13 protein-coding genes are annotated in these 18,810 nt (G+C 43.6%); 10 read left to right on the top strand and 3 right to left on the bottom strand.

What is annotated here, in order from left to right; all coding sequences use genetic code 11:
* The first annotated feature begins 107 nt into the window (after positions 1-107).
* The 4 genes from ACXHJ1_RS10460 to ACXHJ1_RS10475 all read left to right on the top strand — a co-directional run bounded on the left by ACXHJ1_RS10460 (position 108) and on the right by ACXHJ1_RS10475 (position 6,274).
* On the top strand, positions 108-1,529 hold the full coding sequence (locus tag ACXHJ1_RS10460; RefSeq protein WP_457906035.1) for an efflux RND transporter periplasmic adaptor subunit: 1,422 nt from the start codon (positions 108-110) through the stop codon (positions 1,527-1,529).
* Positions 1,526-4,636, top strand: coding sequence for an efflux RND transporter permease subunit (locus tag ACXHJ1_RS10465; RefSeq protein ID WP_457906036.1), 3,111 nt, complete (start codon positions 1,526-1,528; stop codon positions 4,634-4,636). The genes ACXHJ1_RS10460 and ACXHJ1_RS10465 overlap by 4 nt, the downstream gene beginning before the upstream one ends.
* A gap of 152 nt (positions 4,637-4,788) precedes the next feature.
* On the top strand, positions 4,789-5,250 hold the full coding sequence (locus ACXHJ1_RS10470) for a MarR family winged helix-turn-helix transcriptional regulator (protein ID WP_016820414.1): 462 nt from the start codon (positions 4,789-4,791) through the stop codon (positions 5,248-5,250).
* The gene (locus tag ACXHJ1_RS10475) at positions 5,237-6,274 is read left to right on the top strand and encodes a threonine aldolase family protein (protein WP_017425602.1); all 1,038 of its coding nucleotides are present in this window, start codon (positions 5,237-5,239) and stop codon (positions 6,272-6,274) included. The genes ACXHJ1_RS10470 and ACXHJ1_RS10475 overlap by 14 nt, the downstream gene beginning before the upstream one ends.
* A 228-nt stretch (positions 6,275-6,502) precedes the next feature.
* Here the strand turns inward: ACXHJ1_RS10475 and ACXHJ1_RS10480 are convergent, their stop codons facing one another.
* Complete coding sequence (locus ACXHJ1_RS10480; RefSeq protein ID WP_016820412.1) at positions 6,503-7,342, bottom strand: helix-turn-helix transcriptional regulator; 840 nt, start codon at positions 7,340-7,342, stop codon at positions 6,503-6,505.
* A 187-nt stretch (positions 7,343-7,529) separates the two neighbouring features.
* Here ACXHJ1_RS10480 and ACXHJ1_RS10485 point away from each other — a divergent pair, with 187 nt between their 5' ends.
* Both ACXHJ1_RS10485 and ACXHJ1_RS10490 read left to right on the top strand, forming a co-directional pair.
* Entirely contained in the window at positions 7,530-10,847 is a 3,318-nt protein-coding gene (locus ACXHJ1_RS10485) for a pectinesterase family protein (RefSeq protein ID WP_107734505.1), read from the top strand.
* 220 nt (positions 10,848-11,067) lie between these two features.
* Entirely contained in the window at positions 11,068-12,285 is a 1,218-nt protein-coding gene (locus tag ACXHJ1_RS10490; protein ID WP_457906037.1) for a macrolide family glycosyltransferase, read from the top strand.
* Positions 12,286-12,416: 131 nt separating this feature from the next.
* Here ACXHJ1_RS10490 and ACXHJ1_RS10495 read toward each other — a convergent pair whose 3' ends face one another.
* Together ACXHJ1_RS10495 and ACXHJ1_RS10500 are read right to left on the bottom strand one after the other, a co-directional pair.
* Positions 12,417-13,643 carry a sugar efflux transporter gene (locus ACXHJ1_RS10495; RefSeq protein WP_031462276.1) on the bottom strand — a complete coding sequence of 409 codons (1,227 nt, stop codon included), beginning with the start codon at positions 13,641-13,643 and terminating at the stop codon, positions 12,417-12,419.
* 221 nt (positions 13,644-13,864) lie between these two features.
* On the bottom strand, positions 13,865-14,638 hold the full coding sequence (locus ACXHJ1_RS10500) for an alpha/beta fold hydrolase (protein ID WP_107734506.1): 774 nt from the start codon (positions 14,636-14,638) through the stop codon (positions 13,865-13,867).
* A 189-nt stretch (positions 14,639-14,827) separates the two neighbouring features.
* Here ACXHJ1_RS10500 and ACXHJ1_RS10505 point away from each other — a divergent pair, with 189 nt between their 5' ends.
* From ACXHJ1_RS10505 to arsC, 4 genes are all read left to right on the top strand, one after another.
* Positions 14,828-16,420 carry an alkaline phosphatase family protein gene (locus tag ACXHJ1_RS10505; protein WP_107734507.1) on the top strand — a complete coding sequence of 531 codons (1,593 nt, stop codon included), beginning with the start codon at positions 14,828-14,830 and terminating at the stop codon, positions 16,418-16,420.
* Between the two features lie 79 nt (positions 16,421-16,499).
* Positions 16,500-16,850: an ArsR/SmtB family transcription factor gene (locus tag ACXHJ1_RS10510; protein ID WP_107734508.1), complete on the top strand. Its 351-nt coding sequence runs from the start codon at positions 16,500-16,502 to the stop codon at positions 16,848-16,850.
* An 86-nt stretch (positions 16,851-16,936) separates the two neighbouring features.
* Complete coding sequence (locus tag ACXHJ1_RS10515; protein WP_090890960.1) at positions 16,937-18,226, top strand: arsenic transporter; 1,290 nt, start codon at positions 16,937-16,939, stop codon at positions 18,224-18,226.
* A 25-nt stretch (positions 18,227-18,251) separates the two neighbouring features.
* Positions 18,252-18,671 (top strand): arsenate reductase (thioredoxin), encoded by a 420-nt coding sequence (gene arsC / locus ACXHJ1_RS10520; RefSeq protein ID WP_457906038.1) that lies wholly within the window; start codon positions 18,252-18,254, stop codon positions 18,669-18,671.
* Positions 18,672-18,810: the final 139 nt, after the last annotated feature.

Consider the following 18,810-nt stretch of genomic DNA (forward strand, 5'->3'; position numbering starts at 1 on the left):
ATTTTTTTGTGTGTTCATTGTTATAACATGAAACAAGAAATGAAAAAGTTTACTTGACCCACGGGTTGCTGATAGCACCTTTAGAAGAGAGAATCAGGGAGGATGACATGAAGTTGAAGAGAAAAGGAATCAGGATCATGATTACAGGGATTGCATTAGCTATAGTAGCTTCCGGTTGCTCCAGTGCAACGGAGAACTCTGTAACACAAGCCAGTCACCCGGTAAAAGTAGAGAAGCTTGTAATGAAACCTTTGGCCAATGATTTTAATTTGGCAGGAACATTGCAGGCAAGTAATGAAGCTAGTGTTTCCTTTGAAGCGGATGGACGTATATTGAACACTATGGTGGAGGTAGGGGACTCCGTAGAAAAAGGGAGCGTCCTTGCGAAGTTGGATACATCTGCTTACCAGTTGCAACTGGATCGGGCCAAGGCAACCATGGAGAAGGCAAAGGCTGGTCTTAGCCAAGCGGAGGCTTCCATTCAATCGGCACAGGCTGGTATCCATAGTTCGCAATCCCAGGTCGATGCGGCCCAATCGAAATTGCAGGAATTGAACAATGGCGCCAAAAAACAGGAAATTGCCCAGTCACAAAATGCGGTTACTGCGGCAACCAATGCTTACAATAAGAAAAAGGCGGATGCCGCACGGACGCAGAGCCTGTTCCAGGCAGGCGCAGCATCATTGTCGGAAAATGAGAATGCACAGCTGGAATTAACGAATGCACAAAAAAGTTTAAGTGACGCACAAGAGCAGCTGTCTCTCTTGCTTGCAGGCGCCTCGCAGGAACAACGTACCCAGGCTTCAGCTGGTATAGAGCAGGCCAGAGCAGGGCTGGAGACCGCTATTGCTACGAAACAGCAAGGGCTAGCCAGTAAAGCTCAAGCGCAGGCTACCTATGAGGATGCATTGGCTGCTTATGAACAGTCATCCTTGTCACTTAAAAAAGCTACTTTAACCTCTCCGATCACTGGCGTGGTCATTGAAAAAAAAGTAGCCGATGGTCAACTGGGCTCCAGTGGAAGTGAGGCATTCATTGTCGGGAATATCAAGACCTTAAAAGTACTTCTGCCCGTACCGGACAGCGAAATCTTATCATGGAAGAAAAACCAAAAAGTAAATATTTCTCTCTATGATGAAATTAGAACAGGGACTGTTACTCAAATCTATCCATCCACGAATACCAAAACGGGCAGTATTAATGTGGAAGTTAGCATTCCTAATCCTGAACTGAATTGGAAACCTGGTCAAGTCATCAGCGCATCTAAAAGTGTGAATCAAGCGGAAGCACTGTTAGTGCCTGTGGAAGCCGTGATTAGCAATGGAAGTGACCCTTATATATTTAAAGCTGTGAATGGTAAGGCTGTTAAAACCACGATTAAAGTGGGAAAAGTGACGAATAATCAATTCGAAGTTCTCTCCGGACTACAGGCAGGCGATCAAATCGTTACACAAGGAGCAGGAACCTTATTTAATGGCGATTTAATTGGGAATAATGTGCTTGGGAAATCGGAGGAGTCGTCCGAATGATTAAATATATTGTTAAAAAGCAGAAAATTACGCTTATTTTCTTTGGCATGTGTATACTGCTAGGGCTCTTCAATTTTACATCATTACCCAAACAGGAGCAGCCTGATGTTATTCCTATGACAGCTAGTGTTACAACGATCTATCCGGGTGCCTCACCTGAAAGAATCGAGCAAACCATTACTAAGATCATGGAACAGAAAATTAAAGCTGTGCAAGGTGTCAAAACGATTTCCTCTACTTCATCGAAAGGCCAATCCAGTATCATCATAGAAGCTTTGAATGATGCGGACCCGACCAAAGTATGGGCTGATCTTCGTACAAAGGTGCAGGATGCACAATCTGAGCTTCCAGAGGACGCGATGCAGCCTATGATCAATGATAGCATGACTAGCTCTTTCATTGGTTCATATGCGATTACTTCTGATAAGGTGGAGGATTTATACTCGTTAAATGAATTAATGAACAGATGGAAAGATCAATTAAAAACGGTTCCCGGTATTTCGCAGGTTAATATTCAAGGGATACCCGAGCAAGAGGTACGAGTTAGTTTAGACACGCAAAAGATGCAACAATATAACCTCTCCTGGGAGCAGGTTGTCCAAGCGATCAAGGATGAGAATGATAGAGTTCCTACAGGAAGTATGGATTTCAATGAGCGTACTTATCAGCTGACGGTAAATGCCTCAACGGACCCATCGATTCTGAATAATGTCCAGATTTCAAGCAATGACGATGGATTTCCGATATCTTTGAAGGATATAGGTACTGCCTCGCTTGTTTTTAAAAAAGCAGCTAGTTATACGTATGTGAATACCAAGCCTGCTATTTCGATCAGTGTGAGTGGAGATATAGGCACAGACGTGCCTACAGTTTCCAAGGCAACAACAGCTAAAATCAATGAACTTGCGAGCAGTTTGCCGAAGAATGTACATTTTGAACTGCTTTTTGCACAAAATGATCGAGTGAGTGAAATATTTGGAAATCTGACCAAAGAGATGATTATTGCTATTTTATCGGTCATTGTGATATGTACTTTAGGTTTGAATTTGCTAACTTCTGCATTTGTAGCGTTGGCCATTCCTGTTTCCATCGCCATCGGCTTTATTTTCTTGCCCATGACAGGAACTACGCTGAATCAAATATCAGTCATCGGACTCATCATCGTGCTAGGGATATTGGTTGATGATGCGGTCGTGGTCAATGACAACATTGAACGCCGACGCTCTGAATTTGGGGAAAATGCTACGGAGGCAGCCATTAAAGGAACCAAAGAGGTATCCTTATCGATCATTACAGCTACGCTAGCTACGGTTGCAGCATTTGCCCCGCTGCTATTCCTGCCGGGTAATATCGGAGACTTTATTAAACCGATCCCTACCGTTATTTCGTTAACCATGCTGGCTTCCATGATTATGTCACTAACGATTATTCCTATTTTCCGCCAATGGTATGATCAACGTCGTAAAGGAAAAGAGAGGAACCAAACCGTTAAACCACCTGGGCTTCTGGGGCATCAAATCCAGTCTCTATCCAATGTGTACTCTAAAAACTGGATGCCAAGAATACTACGGCGTCCACTTTTAACAGCGCTGGTTGGTCTTATGATTGGTACAGCCGCATATGGACTACTTGCGGTTGTTCCCATTCAACTATTCCCAGAATCCGATCAAGCAGATGCCACCATCAGCGTAACGATGCCAGAAGGAACGTCGTTGCAGGCAACCAATCGGGTTATTAACGAGATTGGCATGTGGGTCAAAAAACAACCAGAAACAGAACGGTTGTCGGCAACGGCAGGTGGAGGAGCGCCTCAGATGTATAGCGATGTTGCAGGCGGTCACGGCTCCGGGGGAGCGGTCAACGGTCAACTTGCTATCGTTGGAAAAGAGGGGCTATTCGATCTCCAAAAAACAGTGGATAGCTGGACTCATACGCTTCAAGCCAAATATCCATCTGCATTGATCAGCATTCGGGTTCCTCAATTAGGTATCCCGGTCGGCAGTGCGGTGTCTATCCGTATGAAGGGAGAAGACATCGATAAACTGCAAAACATGACAGCTAAAGTCAAAGAAATGGTTGCGGCGACCCCCGGAGCTGTTGATGTGACCGATAATATGGGAATGCAAAGCTATAATCTGAATTTCCAAGTCAATCCACAAGCATTGGATAAATATCGGGTTAGCTATTCCAATTTGACACGTACGCTGCTGTTAATGGGTGACGGAGTTAATGTAACGGATTTTGATACAGGTAAGGAACTACTGGATATCAATATATACATGAATAAACCAAACGATGATCCTGAGGTATTGTTCCAGCAATTAAGTGTAACCAATGCGGCAAAAGAGCAAATTCCCTTATCCCAGTTAGTCACGATGAAACCGGACTTTTCCATTCAGCAAATCCACCGCTATGATTTGGAGCGGACAGTAACGATCTCAGCCAATGCAAATGGGCGTACGGCTACAGAACTCACTAATGACATCCGTAGCAAACTAACCCATACACAGTTTGAACCAGGCTATACCTGGGAGATGGGCGGAGAAACATCCGCGCAATCTGATATTTTTACAGATTTGGGCAAGTTAGCTATTATTGTTGTGTTTCTCATCCTGCTCTTGATCACGATGCAGTTTTACTCCGTCTCCACACCGCTCATTATTATGACCACTGTGTATCTGGCAGCGGCAGGCGGAATTCTTGGAAGCTTTATTTCAGGCATGCCAATTGGATTCATGAGTATTATGGGTATCATTTCACTGGCCGGTATCGTCGTGCGCAACGGTATTGTGTTGATAGAGTTTATTGAAGATGCGCGGCGTGAAGGAGCCGAACTGACAGACGCAATTCTTATGGCATGTTCTGCCCGTTTCCGTCCGATCTTGCTTACTTCGCTAACTGCGATTGTGGGTATGATCCCTATTGCCACAATAGGGGAAATCCTCTTCAAACCGTTGGCAACGACCATTATTTTTGGACTGATCTTTTCGACCATTTTAACCTTGTTTGTTGTACCGACTCTGTATATGGTCGTAGCTCATCTGAAGCTGAAGCGGAAGCAGAAGCAGGAAAAGTCTATAAATACCGATAGCTCATTGACCATGTAGGTAAATACAGATAAGAATATACTGCAATTTTTCTTATAAATACGGATCGTACATGAGGCGAATGTCTTTATGTACGATCTTTTTATTTGTTGACAGAGTCAACAAATATCATTACTATAATTGTTGCAAAAGTCCACTAAATAGGGGGAGTTATGGTCAATATCGATGCTAATATCATAGCGGATATGAGGCGTTTTAATCGGTTCTATACGAATTTACTTGGTGTTTTAGACAGACATGTGCTGGATAGCGGATATTCCTTTACCGAGGCACGTGTCATTATAGAGATCGGGTTGATCGAACCGTGTATTGCGAATACTCTGGTCGAATCTCTTCAAATTGATCGCAGCTATATGAGCAGGATCATTGCTAAATTTTGCAAAGAGGGCTTTCTTGTTAAGGAAAATTCAACGTTGGATAATAGAACAAATCTAATTCGTCTGACACCCAAAGGAAAAACGTTCTACAACCAATTGAATGAAAGATCTGATGAACAAATTCTAAGATTAGTTCAAGGACTTTCAGAAGAAGAGATTACAGAATTACATGCATCTATGTTGTTAATTCAGAAGAAATTGGATATTTCGGAGAGGATACAGAATGATACGATTTGAATGCGACTATACCGAAGGTGCTCATGAGCGTATTTTAAAGCGACTACTGGAGACGAATGAGGAACAAACCCCAGGCTATGGTGTGGACGATCATTGTGAAAAAGCCAAATCTTATATTAAAAAAGCATGTGACTCCGAAAATGCGGATGTACACTTTTTGGTTGGAGGTACACAGACCAATACAACGGTCATTTCTTCGATTTTGCGTCCGCATCAAGGCGTCATTGCGGCAACTTCTGGGCATATTGCTGTGCATGAGACCGGAGCAATTGAGGCTACTGGACATAAAGTACTGACATTGCCAAGCGAGGATGGGAAAATCCGGGGTGAACAGGTAAAGGAACTGTACGACGCTCACTGGAGTGATTCTGCTCCTGAGCATTGTGTACAGCCCGGGATGGTTTATATTTCTCAACCTACCGAGAATGGAACGATTTATAGCCGATCCGAGCTGGAAGTGCTAAGTGGAGTGTGTCATGAATGTGGTTTACCACTGTTTATAGACGGGGCCCGTTTAGGCTATGGTTTGGTTGCAGAGGATAGTGATGCATCTTTGGCAGATATAGCCAAGCTGTGCGATGTGTTTTATATAGGCGGCACTAAAATTGGAGCAATGATGGGCGAAGCCGTAGTTATCCTAAATGATGCTTTGAAACAAGATTTCAGATACATGATCAAGCAAAAAGGAGGGCTGCTGGCTAAGGGGAGAATGCTGGGCATTCAGTTTGAAACGCTGTTTGAAGACGGTTTATACTTTGAGATTTCCAAACACGCCATAGATATGGCCATGCTGCTGCAAAAAGGATTATCCGAGCAAGGATTTTCTTTCCAATATCATTCCACAACCAATCAGCAGTTTCCGATTATAGCAGATCGTATATTACAGGCATTGAGCGAAAAATATACTTACTCCTTTTGGGAAAAGACTGATGATACCCATACTGCTGTTCGATTCTGCACCAGTTGGGCCACAAAGAAAGAAAATATTGAAATGCTGCTACAGGATATCAAAGCATTACAATAAAGATCATGGATAAACGATGAATATCATCTTGAAATTATAGAATGGATGATGTAATAGGCCATACTTCGTTGCATACATTGCAGCGAAATATGGCTTTTTTGTTGTGTAATTTGCTTAATTCAAGTGGCTTGCTTTTTAGTTCCATGAAAGAGCAAGCAGATATAAAAATGGAAAAACAAGACAAGAGTGAATGTATAAAATTAACGCCTAATTATTTACACTGAATACCTATCGAACCTGTTTACGATATTGAAGAGGGGAGAGTCCGGTTATTTTTTTAAAGATTTTATTAAAATGGGAGGCATGACCGAAGCCGACATCCTCCGCAATGTGCTGGATTTTGTCTTTGGTGGTTCGCAGTCTGGTTTGAGCCGCCCTGACCCTCACTACGCGGATGTACTCGCTGAAATGAAAGCCAGTCAATTTTAGAAAGATGCGGCTTAGGTAAGCCGGACTAATAAAAAAGCAGGCGGCCACTTGTTCGAGAGTTAACGGCTCATTGAAATGGTCTTGAATAAAAGACGAGATTTCTGTGATTTTCTGATGCATGGGATGAGAGGAAACAAGTTCACTACGCTCGGCCGCTTCCGATCGGTGCACCAGGATAAGCATTTCCAGCAGCAAATGCTGTACACAGCGGTCATGCAGAGGCTGCTTATTCCTACATTCGGTATTCATTTGTAGGAACAGCCGTTCAACTTCGACTTGCTCTCTAGCCGGTAAGCGAAGCAACGCAGATTGCTGGTACGGCGGTAGATCCAGAATGTCATGATCCTGCTGCGGGAGAAACGTCGGGGAAAAATGAATCAAAATGCGTTCTGTTTCCTCCAATTGTGTACTGGCGGTAGAGTGTAAGTCATGAGGGAGGATGAATATCAGATCGCCCTTGCGAGCGGTGTATACCTTGCCGTTCATAAAGTAGATGCGTTCGCCCTGCAGCAAAAAATACAGCTCATAGTTGTCATGAACATGAGGTCTGGGCATAACGGTGAAGCCGGTACGGTAGATGTGATGAATGGAGAATTGTTGTTCTCCGATGACATATTTGTCTTCCTTCATTTCATTCATGTGCTTCTTCCTTTGCCAATTAAGATAAGTAAGCGCATTCATATATCCATAGTATATATGACACCTGCCCACGGTAAAAGCGGAAAAGATTGATGAAAGGAGGTGAAGACACTTCTGAACGTCTCGGATCATTCTTTTATAAAAGTATGCGCTGATGTGAAAGAAAATCTTAGGGAGGAAACAGAATATGAGCAAGCAGCGTACATGGAGAAAGGTGCTATGTAATGTGGTCGTGGGTTCAATGTTGTTGACCTTGTGCCCACCATTGATCCAGGCAGAGACTGCGGTAGGGACAGAGATGGGGAAAGTGGAGAAAGTAGAAAATATAGCGACGAATATTCCGGCGTTTCCGGGGGCTGAAGGTGGCGGTAAATATGTTACCGGTGGACGCGGAGGTGAAGTATACGAAGTTACCACGCTGGCAGACTACGGCAAAGGTGAGCAGGTGATCCCCGGATCTCTTCGTGCAGCGGTCAGCTCCGATAATCGGACGGTCGTATTCCGGGTGGGTGGAACCATTCATCTGAAGGAGCCACTTAAAATCCTGGGCAACAACCTGACGGTTGCAGGTCAGACAGCTCCTGGCGACGGCATAACTGTAAGCGATTACACAACAGGGATTGATGCAGATAACGTCATTCTCCGTTACCTGCGTTTTCGATTAACTGATCGTTACCCCAGTGAGGATGACGCGTTAGGAGCCAGGTACCATAAAAACATTATGATTGATCACTGTTCCTTTAGCTGGTCGGTGGATGAGGTACTAAGTCTGTACGATAACGTGAATACGACAGTACAATGGTCTATTGCATCCGAAAGTATGCTAATGACTACGCACCAGAAAGGCCGCCACGGCTATGGCGGTATATGGGGTGGTCGGAATTCCACCTATCATCATAACTTGCTGGCTCACAATGCAAGCCGCAATCCACGGTTCCCAACCGATAAAAAACAAATCGACGCTGTGGAAATGACCAATAATGTCATATATAACTGGGGATTTTTCTCTTCCTACGGTGGCGGTGAAGGATCGTATAATGTGCTGAATAACTACTATAAGTATGGCCCCAACACATATAAGGACGTGCGGAGTCAAATCTTTGTAGACGTGGGGAGTAAAAAATATAAAACACGCATTTATATTGGTGGCAACTACATGTACGGCAACGAATCGGTTACTCAAGACAACTGGCAGCTTGGAACATCCATTGGATCGATTATTGACCCTTCCACTCGTTTGGCAGAGCCGATTGAAGTCAGAGGGGAATACGACAACGGAATTTCACCAGATGCGTATGGACCATATCAGGCGACAGATGCGCAGACCGCATATACTGAGGTGCTCGCCGGCTCAGGAGCCACGCTGCCAAGAAGAGATGCGGTGGACGCTCGAATTATGAATGATGTGAAGAATGGAACGGGTGCGTTTATCAACTCCCCGCGTGAAGCAGGCTGGATTTACGATGATTATAGCGTAACCACCACGGAGCTTACTGACAGCGATCATGATGGTATACCGGATGAATGGGAACGCGCTCATGGGCTGGACCCCAATAATGCAGATGACCGCAACGGTCAGGAGCTTGCCGGTACAGGCGAGTATGCTCATTTTGCCAAGGGCTATACGAATCTGGAAGTTTATTTAAATGATCTCATTGAGAAGCTGTCCAATGGGAGTGAGGTGGATAATCCGGAGGCCTTCGTTCAGGTATCGGATGAAGGTGGACGTTCACTGAAGCATAACGATATTTTGGAAGCCGGACGTGATGCGACCATAACTGCAACGGCCAAGGATCAAGATGGCATTGCTCACGTTGAATTTGTCATTGACGGTAAACTTGCTGGAAAAGTAGAGAGTGCGCCTTATCAAATCAGTTGGAATCATGTGACGGACGGCACCCATTACATTATTGCACGGGTGACAGACCGCAAGGGGACTGCTACATTTTCCAATCCTGTTACCATCCATGTCAACACGACTGTACCAACGGGGAACTGGCTCAGCGAAGAGGTTGGCTCTGATGGTAACGATGGCTATATCAAAGGGCATACTCAGGTATTAAAAGAAGATGCAAACGGCAGCAGTATCCGACTGAAATCGGCGGGGGATATTGACGGAAAAGCCGATCTTTTCCATTATGCTTATCAGAAATGGGAGGGAGACGGTGAAATTACAGCTCGTGTGGAGAAGATTACCCCTGTGGATGATAATGCCGAGGCAGGGGTAATGATTCGTGAATCGCTGAAGCCTGGATCAAAAATGGCCTTTATGTCTTTAGCATTTGTTAAATATGGTAAACAGGGGATTCTTATCAGTCGTGATCAAACAGATGGTAAAACCACGCGTGCGTCAATGGAGACGTTTATTCCAACGCCATATTCGGTTCGTCTTGTGCGACAGGGGCAAAAGCTTACCGGATGGGTATCCGCAGACGGTGTGACGAACTGGGAGAAGGTTGGTGAAACCGTTATAGATTTGCCGGATCATCAACCGCTATTGTTCGGGTTAGCTACTGATGCATCCAAACAACAAAATGAAGTGTGGAATTACAATACGTCGGAATTCAGCAATGTTAAGGTCCGCAAGCTAACAGACTCAGGAGGAACTTCTCCCACTAGTGTGGTTGTATCGACCTATGGCCCTGCTGACTACACCTCTCTCCAGGCAGCTATTGATGCAGTCCCTGACAACAGCAACACAAGGACTGTTATCCATCTCAAAAACGGCACGTACCGTGAAAAAATAAAGGTGAATTCCTCCAAAAAAAATCTGAGTATTATCGGGGAAGATCGGGACAAAACGATCATTGCTTTTGATGATACGGCCAAGACCGTAGTGGACGGAAAAGAATTAGGAACGAGCAATAGCTATACCATGCGTGTGCAAAGTTCTGACTTTGTGTTGGAAAATGTGACGGTCGCCAACACAGAAGGGACCGGGCAGGTGCAGGCTGTAGCGTTATATGCCGAAGGTGATCGTGGCAAGTATCACAATGTCAAAATTACTGGCCTACAGGATACACTGCTCGTGAACCGTGGCAGACAATATTTTAAGGACAGCTATATTAGTGGCAGTGTAGATTTTATATTTGGCAATGCCCCTGCCGTGTTTGATAACTCGATCATACACAGCCTGCGTGCCGGATACGTAACAGCCGCTTCAACAGAAGAGAACCAGCCAGGTTTTGTATTTACTCAGTGTCGTCTGACAACCGAAGCTGGCTTGACAGGCAAGGTGGATCTTGGGCGACCATGGCGTCCTTACGCACATGTTACTTTTTTGAAAACCTATATGGATGACCATATCAAGCCAGGTGGTTGGAACAATTGGGGTAAAGAATCCAATGAGCAGACTGCAAGATTTGGAGAGTACGATAACTTTGGACCAGGTGCAGAAAGTAGCGGGCGTGTACCTTGGGCCAAACAGCTTACGGCTGACGAAGCAAACCAGTACACTGTTGAAGCTGTTCTGAGCGGGACAGATCATTGGAATTGGCGTCTATAATTGTATATTCAATAGATAAGCGGGGGATGCGCTTCAAGCGTTTTCCCCCGCTTATGTGCGTGTTTGTGAGCAATTTTGGATGTGATGCATACATAATCTAAAATTGAAACCATTTGTTTTTATGGTAAATATTTTATATATTGAATGAGGGAAGTGTGTAAATCATCAAGGACAAAACTAACATTTTTTCTTAAATACATTATGTTGTCGGAGGTGTAGGATGGCACGTGTGTTGGTTGTGATCACGCCTGCTGAAGGCCATGTTAACCCGTCATTAGGATTAATTAAGCAATTGGTCGATAGGGGAGAGGAAGTAGATTATGTGTGTTCAGAGGAATTTGGTACGAGAATTCAACAAACGGGAGCAAACCTGATCACCTATCCATTTAGTGTGGATGCATTTATTCACAATCCTGTATTAAAGCCGGCTGAATATAAACATCATTATCAATTCGTGAATATGATCGTTAAAGGTTTGATTGAACCGATTATTCCAAAGGTTATGAAAGCAATTGAAAATAAGGTGTATGATTATTTGATTTATGACTATTTGATGGGTTGGGGAGGCAAAATTATAGCAGAGAGGCTGGGAATACCTGCGGTATGTACGGTCTGTTCGTTTGCTTTCGTAGAGCCTCTGGGTTCTGACCAAGGCGGGGATGATCATGACATAAAAGTGAGAGCGCTTTATGATGATATGATGAAAGTAGTACATCAATTAGCTGAGGAGTTTCAGGTTGCCGTCCCTGCTATTGATGAACTCGATTCACATTCCCACAGCCTAAAGGTCGTGTATACAAGCCGTTATTTTCAACCGCAAGCTGAAAAGCTGGATGACAGCTATATTTTTGCAGGTCCATCTATTGTACCTCGTAAAGATGCGCCCTCTTTTCCGTTCGACCAGCTTCGTGCTTTGTATCCGCAGGTTGTTTATATATCATTGGGAACTATTCTTAATAGAGATTTGGAGTTTTACAAGCTTTGCTTTGAAGCATTTCGTGATTTGCCTGTGCAATTTGTACTTTCATCAGGCCAATATGCGGAGATGGAGTTATTGGCGGATGGTATCCCGGACAATTTTATGATCAAGCCCTATATTCCCCAGCTGGAAATGCTCCAGCGTGTAGATGCATTCATCACACATGGGGGAATGAACAGTGCAAGCGAAGCCTTGTATTACAACGTGCCAATGGTTCTGGTTCCCATGACATCGGATCAGCCGCTTGTGGCCAATCGGGTCCAAGAGCTGGGAGCAGGGATTGCTGTGAATAAAAATGAGCTTACCCCTGCTATCTTAAAAGCTGCTTTGGTAGAGGTTTTAAATCAAGCCATCTATAAACAACAGGCGCATGTAATTGGCGAATCACTCCGTCAGGCTGGCGGTTATACGTATGCGGCCGATGCAATTATGAGTCGTTTCTCTACTATAAAAAAATAGGGTGCGTGTGCGTCAGCTCCTGATTATAACCAATTCGGGCTACGCATGGCAGGGTAGCATAATAAAGCAGCACGTAATCGGACTTTAGGTTCTCGTCCAGATTACGTGCTGTTTCTTTTATTGATGGTGCTCTATAGGCTGTGATTTCTTTCTTGTAGAGCAGCCGATTGGTCAAACTCTAATTTTTTTGATATCGCCAGCAGACCAAGGCAACAGAGAATCAGGAATAAGCATATCCAATAGGAGTTTCGATAACCCATCCATTGAGCAAACAATCCGCCCATCAAGCTCCCCGCCAATCTTCCGATCGTTGTCGCATTGGAATACAGTGTCGAGGCGTATCCGGGCAGAGATGGCAACAAATCCTGCATATAGCTGATACCAATGGCTGATATCACTGCAACAAAGAATGCTAGGAGAAGCTGTCCCGCAAATAGTTGCCACATCTCCGTAGACATAAGAACGAGGAGGTAATAGACAACGCCTGTTAAAGCCCCTAAAAATATAAGCAAACGGTTGGAGTATTTGGCTGCTAGTACGCCCAGCATGAGCATCAGGGGTATTTCTAAGATTGCGCAAATACTGGATACGAGGGCAACGTCATTCGTGTCACCTTTTAAATTGTGAATGATGAACAAGGAAATATTTAAACTATTCATCCAGTGAGACGTATAAAGCAGAGTAAGAACTACAAAAGGGATCAGGATTTTCATATTTTTATGTAATGTAATGTGATGAAGTGAAAGTTGATCCTTATTTTTAGCCTGAACAGGACGCTGCTTGATAAAAAAGAATAGAAGAACGGCAATAAGTACAAAAATAGAGGTCGTACCAACAAAAATACCTTTAAAGCCCGTATGTGCAATCAAGAAGGAACCCAAGAGCGGCCCGGTAATAAAGCCAAGAGAAAACATAGAACGAAGCGTTGAATTCGCAAAGGCATGATCCGCAGATTTACTGCGATCTACCGCTTCACGTGCACTGGCAAATAACTGCGGCATCCCAGGGGCGCCAATCGCTGTAAAGACCGTCATATAAATAAAAAGTACATAAAAGTTTTGGATTACAAGATATCCTGCAAAGGCGACAGCATTAAATAACGTACAAATCACTAAAATTTGTTTGCGATCCAATCCGGTATCGGAGCGTTTGGCAATAAGAGAGCTGATCCATATACCACAAATCAAAGTCACCGCTGTAAACACACCAAAGGTCCCTACCGATACGCCAAGTGTACTTGTAAAATATACAGCTAAAAAAGGTGCGCTTATGGAAATAGCCATACCTTGCAATAACATGCAGATCATGAATAGTGGGTAGTTAGGGATAAAGAAAAGATTTTGAATACGCTTTAGCATTTCATTTTTACACCCCTTTAGATTTAGAAGCGGAACTTACATACCTATCCAACCTAAACTATATATGACTTTAGCATAATTTGTATATTTACATTGTATAAAATATTATATAATTTTTTTTACTTTGATGAGCAACTCATATGCAAGGCCATATACAGACAAAGATATAAGATCAGGAGTGGGATGTAGATGTGTATGCGACTTTTCCTGTAGGATGTGCCTTAAAGGCTGAAGCGTTCTATGAACTGCTTGATCAGTTCATTCAATGATCCAGCGGCCTTCGTAGGAAGGCGGTGATCGGCTTTTTTAATGAAAACAAGCTCACTCTTCGGTAAATGCTGATGCAATATGTTGGCATATGGATGAAAGTGTTTATCCTCTTCACCATAAACGAGCAGGACAGGAAGATGGATTTCCCCTAGCCGTGAGGTACAGTTATACTTCAAGCTGTAACGATAATATTGTTCGACATTCCTGGGATTTCCCTGCTTCGCATCGTTGAATAACTTACGGAACAAAGATAACTGTTTCGTTTGTGACCAGGCATTAGAAAGCGCAATCGTACCGACTGCGCCGATTTTGGATAGCGCAATGCCTAAAGAAATTTTGTTTCTTAGTCGCCATTCGTTTACCTCGGACATTCCGCTGATAACAATGCCCCCCCATGCCCGATCTGGGTGAGTCAGGAGAAATTCAAGTACTATTGAACCTCCGGTAGAATATCCACACAAAAATACTTTATCCAAGCTCAATCGATCCATCAAATGCTTAATATCCTGGGCGATGAGAGGGTAAGTAACCGTTTGTTCGGAAGGCTGACTTTTACCGTGTCCTCTGATATCAAAAGCTATAGTACGAAAATAGGGCGATAGCCCTTGGATTTGGTATGTGAAATTTGAGCTTGTAAGTACCGGAGGGTGAATGAATAGGATGGCTGTTCCTTCTCCGGAATCTATATAGTGCATGGAGTGCTCATGTATGTTTGTTGTGGTCATTGCTATGCTCTCTCCCTGAATGGTTTTGATCTTAAATTTGGCTTATTAGATTCAAAAAATTCATGGAGTTGTAACTTTGGGTTGCGTGAGGTCCCTTTTCCCCGATGATCCAATGTAGGAATAATTTTTTTTGTATATGAAAAAATAAGAGGATCAAGGGCACTGTTTTTCTAAGAAGGGGACACACACATGGGCATGAAAAATAAAGTTACCGTTGTACTAGTGTTAAGTTTATTGTTGTTGATCTTGGGCTGTAGAGCGGACTCCAGTCAACAGCTAAAGCAACAGAGCATGAACCCACATATCACAGCAAAGCAAATGGGCAAAAAACCTGTCATTGTAATCTTGATTGATTCTTTAATGGATAAGCCTCTGCAAGATGCCATTCAAGAAGGCCGTGCACCCGCCATACGATTTCTCCTTCATCAAGGACAATATTTCCCGCAGGTAGTGAGCTCATTTCCCACGATGTCTGTAACCATCGACAGTACATTATTAACGGGAACGTATGCTGACCAACATCATGTGCCTGGTCTCGTTTGGTATAGCGACCCAAAGAAACGCATGATTCTCTACGGCAATGGTGCCAAAGAAGCCTTAAAGATCGACCAACTGCAAGTATTTAATGACGCTATTTACCAATTAAACCAAGTTCATTTGAACAAAAAAACGAAAACAATACATGAAGCATTAGCTGACAAAGGGAAAGAATCCGCGTCCATCAATGCTGTTGTTTTTAGAGGAAGAACGGAACATTCCTTAAAGGTGCCTCGTTTTATTGCAAACAGTAACCGTGTGCCAGAACAAGTGAAAATAACAGGACCTAAATGGTTTTCATATGCAACTTTTGCTCAACTGGATCCGGGGAATAGCTGGAATACTTCTCCGTGGAAAAAACTTGGGATGAACGACGAATTTTCTGCAAAAGAAACCGCCTTTCTAATCAATCAAAAAAAACTTCCAAACTTAACCATCACATACTTTCCAGGGAATGATAATTTGGCGCATAGAAAAGGCCCGACTCAACTGAAGGGAATTGAAAAAGCCGATCAAGCACTGCAAACTGTGTTGAACGCATACGGTTCTTGGGAAGAGGCTGTACAAAATGCTACATGGATCGTCTTGGGAGACAGTGGGCAAAGCGCGGTTTATAATGATCGACAGGCAGCCACAGTTGATATAAGGCCGCTTTTGGGCCATTACCGGATTGCAAAATTAAATCAACCCGTAAGAAGTGATGACCAAATCGTGATTGCCGCTAATGAACGGATGGCCTATATCTATGCAATTGACAATAACGTAGATTTGTCTGACGTGGTGAAGCTTTTACAGCATGAGAATAAGCTCGACATTATTGCTATGAAAGACGGTAAAAATAATATCCAGGTTACAAAGGGGAGAAATGGTAGCCTGTTTTCTTATCATCCCGGTGGGAAATTTACCGATGAATATGGACAATCATGGACATTATCGGGCGAAACGAATCTTGTGGATATTACGACTAATAACAACCGGATCAAATATGGAAAATATCCAGACGTTTTGGCGAGGCTACACGGGGCAATGAATTCACATGAAGGAAGATATGTTGTCGTTACGGTTCAACCTGGATATGAACTGGTCGGTGAAAGTTCCCCTACCCACATCGGAGGGGGAGCGCATGGATCGCTGCATGAACAAGATTCCCTTGTCCCACTAATTATTTCTGGAACGAATACACGACCCAAAACATTGCGAATTGTGGATATAAAAGATTGGCTCCTACAATTGGTGAATGAATAAGTATTGATCGTTCTTGATATTAAAATTGAGCTATATTAGTATATAAGCATGTAGTTATATAAGTGAAAGGGGGCATATATTGAATCAACTAGGTTATGTAGCTGATCATTTAAAGTTATTGGGGGATAAAACCCGATTGATCATGTTATCCCTGCTAAGAGAAAGAGAATGGTGTGTTTGCGAATTTGTAGATATCTTTGATATGTCGCAGCCAGCAATTAGCCAACATTTGAGAAAATTAAAGTCGCAAGGAATTGTAAAAGAAGAACGACGAAGTCAGTGGGTATACTATTCCTTAAACGTAGACGACAAACCGCATATTCAAGCTGTTCTTGAGAGCATGCCAGACTCCAAGCATATTTTGAAATCGCTGAATAAAGAGGAACCGATCGCATCTTGTGGACCGGATTCCTCAGCTTGTTCATGCTAAAGCCTGTTCCGTTTATCTCCTTGTGGCGTAACGGTGCTATTATATAAGTATATGTTTATAAGGTAATATATTGGAGGTTAAGAACATTGATTTTGTTGGCATGCATTATATTTTTAGCCACTTTAGTGTTGGTGATCTGGCAGCCTAGAAATCTGTCTATCGGCTGGTCTGCCTGCGGCGGTGCCATACTCGCCTTGCTGGTGGGTGTCGTCGATTTACATGATGTTTGGGAAGTGACTCATATTGTCTGGAATGCGACACTGGCTTTTGTAGCCATTATTCTGATTTCGTTGGTGCTTGATAAAATCGGCTTCTTCGAATGGGCGGCGCTTCACATGGCACGGGTAGCCCATGGAAGCGGAACTCGGATGTTTGTTTATGTGACCATTCTTGGCGCCGTTGTTGCTGCTTTTTTTGCGAATGACGGTGCGGCCTTAATACTGACACCGATTGTACTGGCGATGGTTCGGGCACTTAAATTGGATGAGAAAATGATTTTTCCTTTTATCATAGCGAGCGGTTTTATTTCAGACACGACGTCGCTTCCGCTTGTGGTCAGCAACTTGGTCAACATTGTGTCAGCCGATTTCTTTGGGATCACCTTTATGGAATATGCGAGTCGCATGATTGTACCTAATTTATTTTCTTTAGCAGCCAGTATAGGAGTACTGTATCTTTTTTTCCGTAAAAGAATTCCGAAAACGTTTGATACGGCACAATTAATCACGCCTGCGGAAGCGATTAAAGATCCAAAAATGTTCCGTATGTCCTGGATCGTTCTTGCGGTTTTGTTCGTTGGCTACTTTGCATGCGAATTTTTTAACATTCCCGTTTCGGCGGTGGTTGGTACTGTTGCTATCTTCTTCTTGCTGATGGCAAGAAGAAGCCCTGTGGTACCCATAAAAAAAGTTATCATGGGCGCTCCATGGGCCATCGTATTTTTCTCCATCGGGATGTATGTGGTGGTGTATGGTCTGCGTAATGCCGGTTTGACAGACCTGCTGGCCCATGTGATTCAAGCGGCTTCAGATCAAGGTATGTTTGTGGCCACCATGGGCATGGGTTTTATTGCGGCGATTATCTCGTCGGGTATGAATAACATGCCTACGGTCATGATTGATGCGCTTGCCATTAATGCCACCCATGCAACCGGTATAGTCAAAGAGGCACTGATTTATGCTAACGTCATAGGGTCGGATCTCGGACCGAAGATAACCCCAATTGGTTCGCTAGCCACATTATTGTGGTTGCATGTGCTTCGTTCGAAAAACGTGAAAATTTCATGGGGGACTTATTTTAAAACAGGCATCATCTTAACTATTCCTACACTTTTTATTACCCTACTGGGCTTATATCTGTGGTTAATCATTTCATAATGGACAATTGAAGGAGACGCTGAAGATGGACAAGAAGACAATTTATTTTTTGTGCACTGGTAATTCTTGCCGCAGTCAAATGGCAGAAGGCTGGGCTAAACAATACTTGGGGGACCGTTGGAATGTATGCAGTGCGGGCATTGAAGCACACGGCCTCAATCCTAAAGCCGTGCAAGCGATGAATGAAGTTGGGGTGGATATTTCCGGTCAAACTTCAGATATTATTGATTCTGTTTTGCTGAATAGTGCGGATTTAGTTGTGACCTTATGCGGAGATGCTGCCGATAAATGTCCTATTACACCTCCGCATGTGCGCCGCGAACATTGGGGATTTGATGATCCGGCTAAAGCACAAGGAACAGAAGAAGAGAAATGGAGTGTATTCCAGCGTGTACGGGATGAAGTCGGGGCTCGTATTCGCAAATTTGCGGAGACCGGTGAATAAACCAGTGCACGGCTTAGGAAGGGCGAACTCAGGCATACTTCCTTAAAAGGGCGGTGTTTGTTTGGCATTTTTGAAATAGAAGATCTTCATGTTAATGAAAAAGGGTTAAAGCTCGTTAGACGACACTTAACCCTTTTTA

This window comes from Paenibacillus sp. ALE2 (assembly GCF_054113385.1).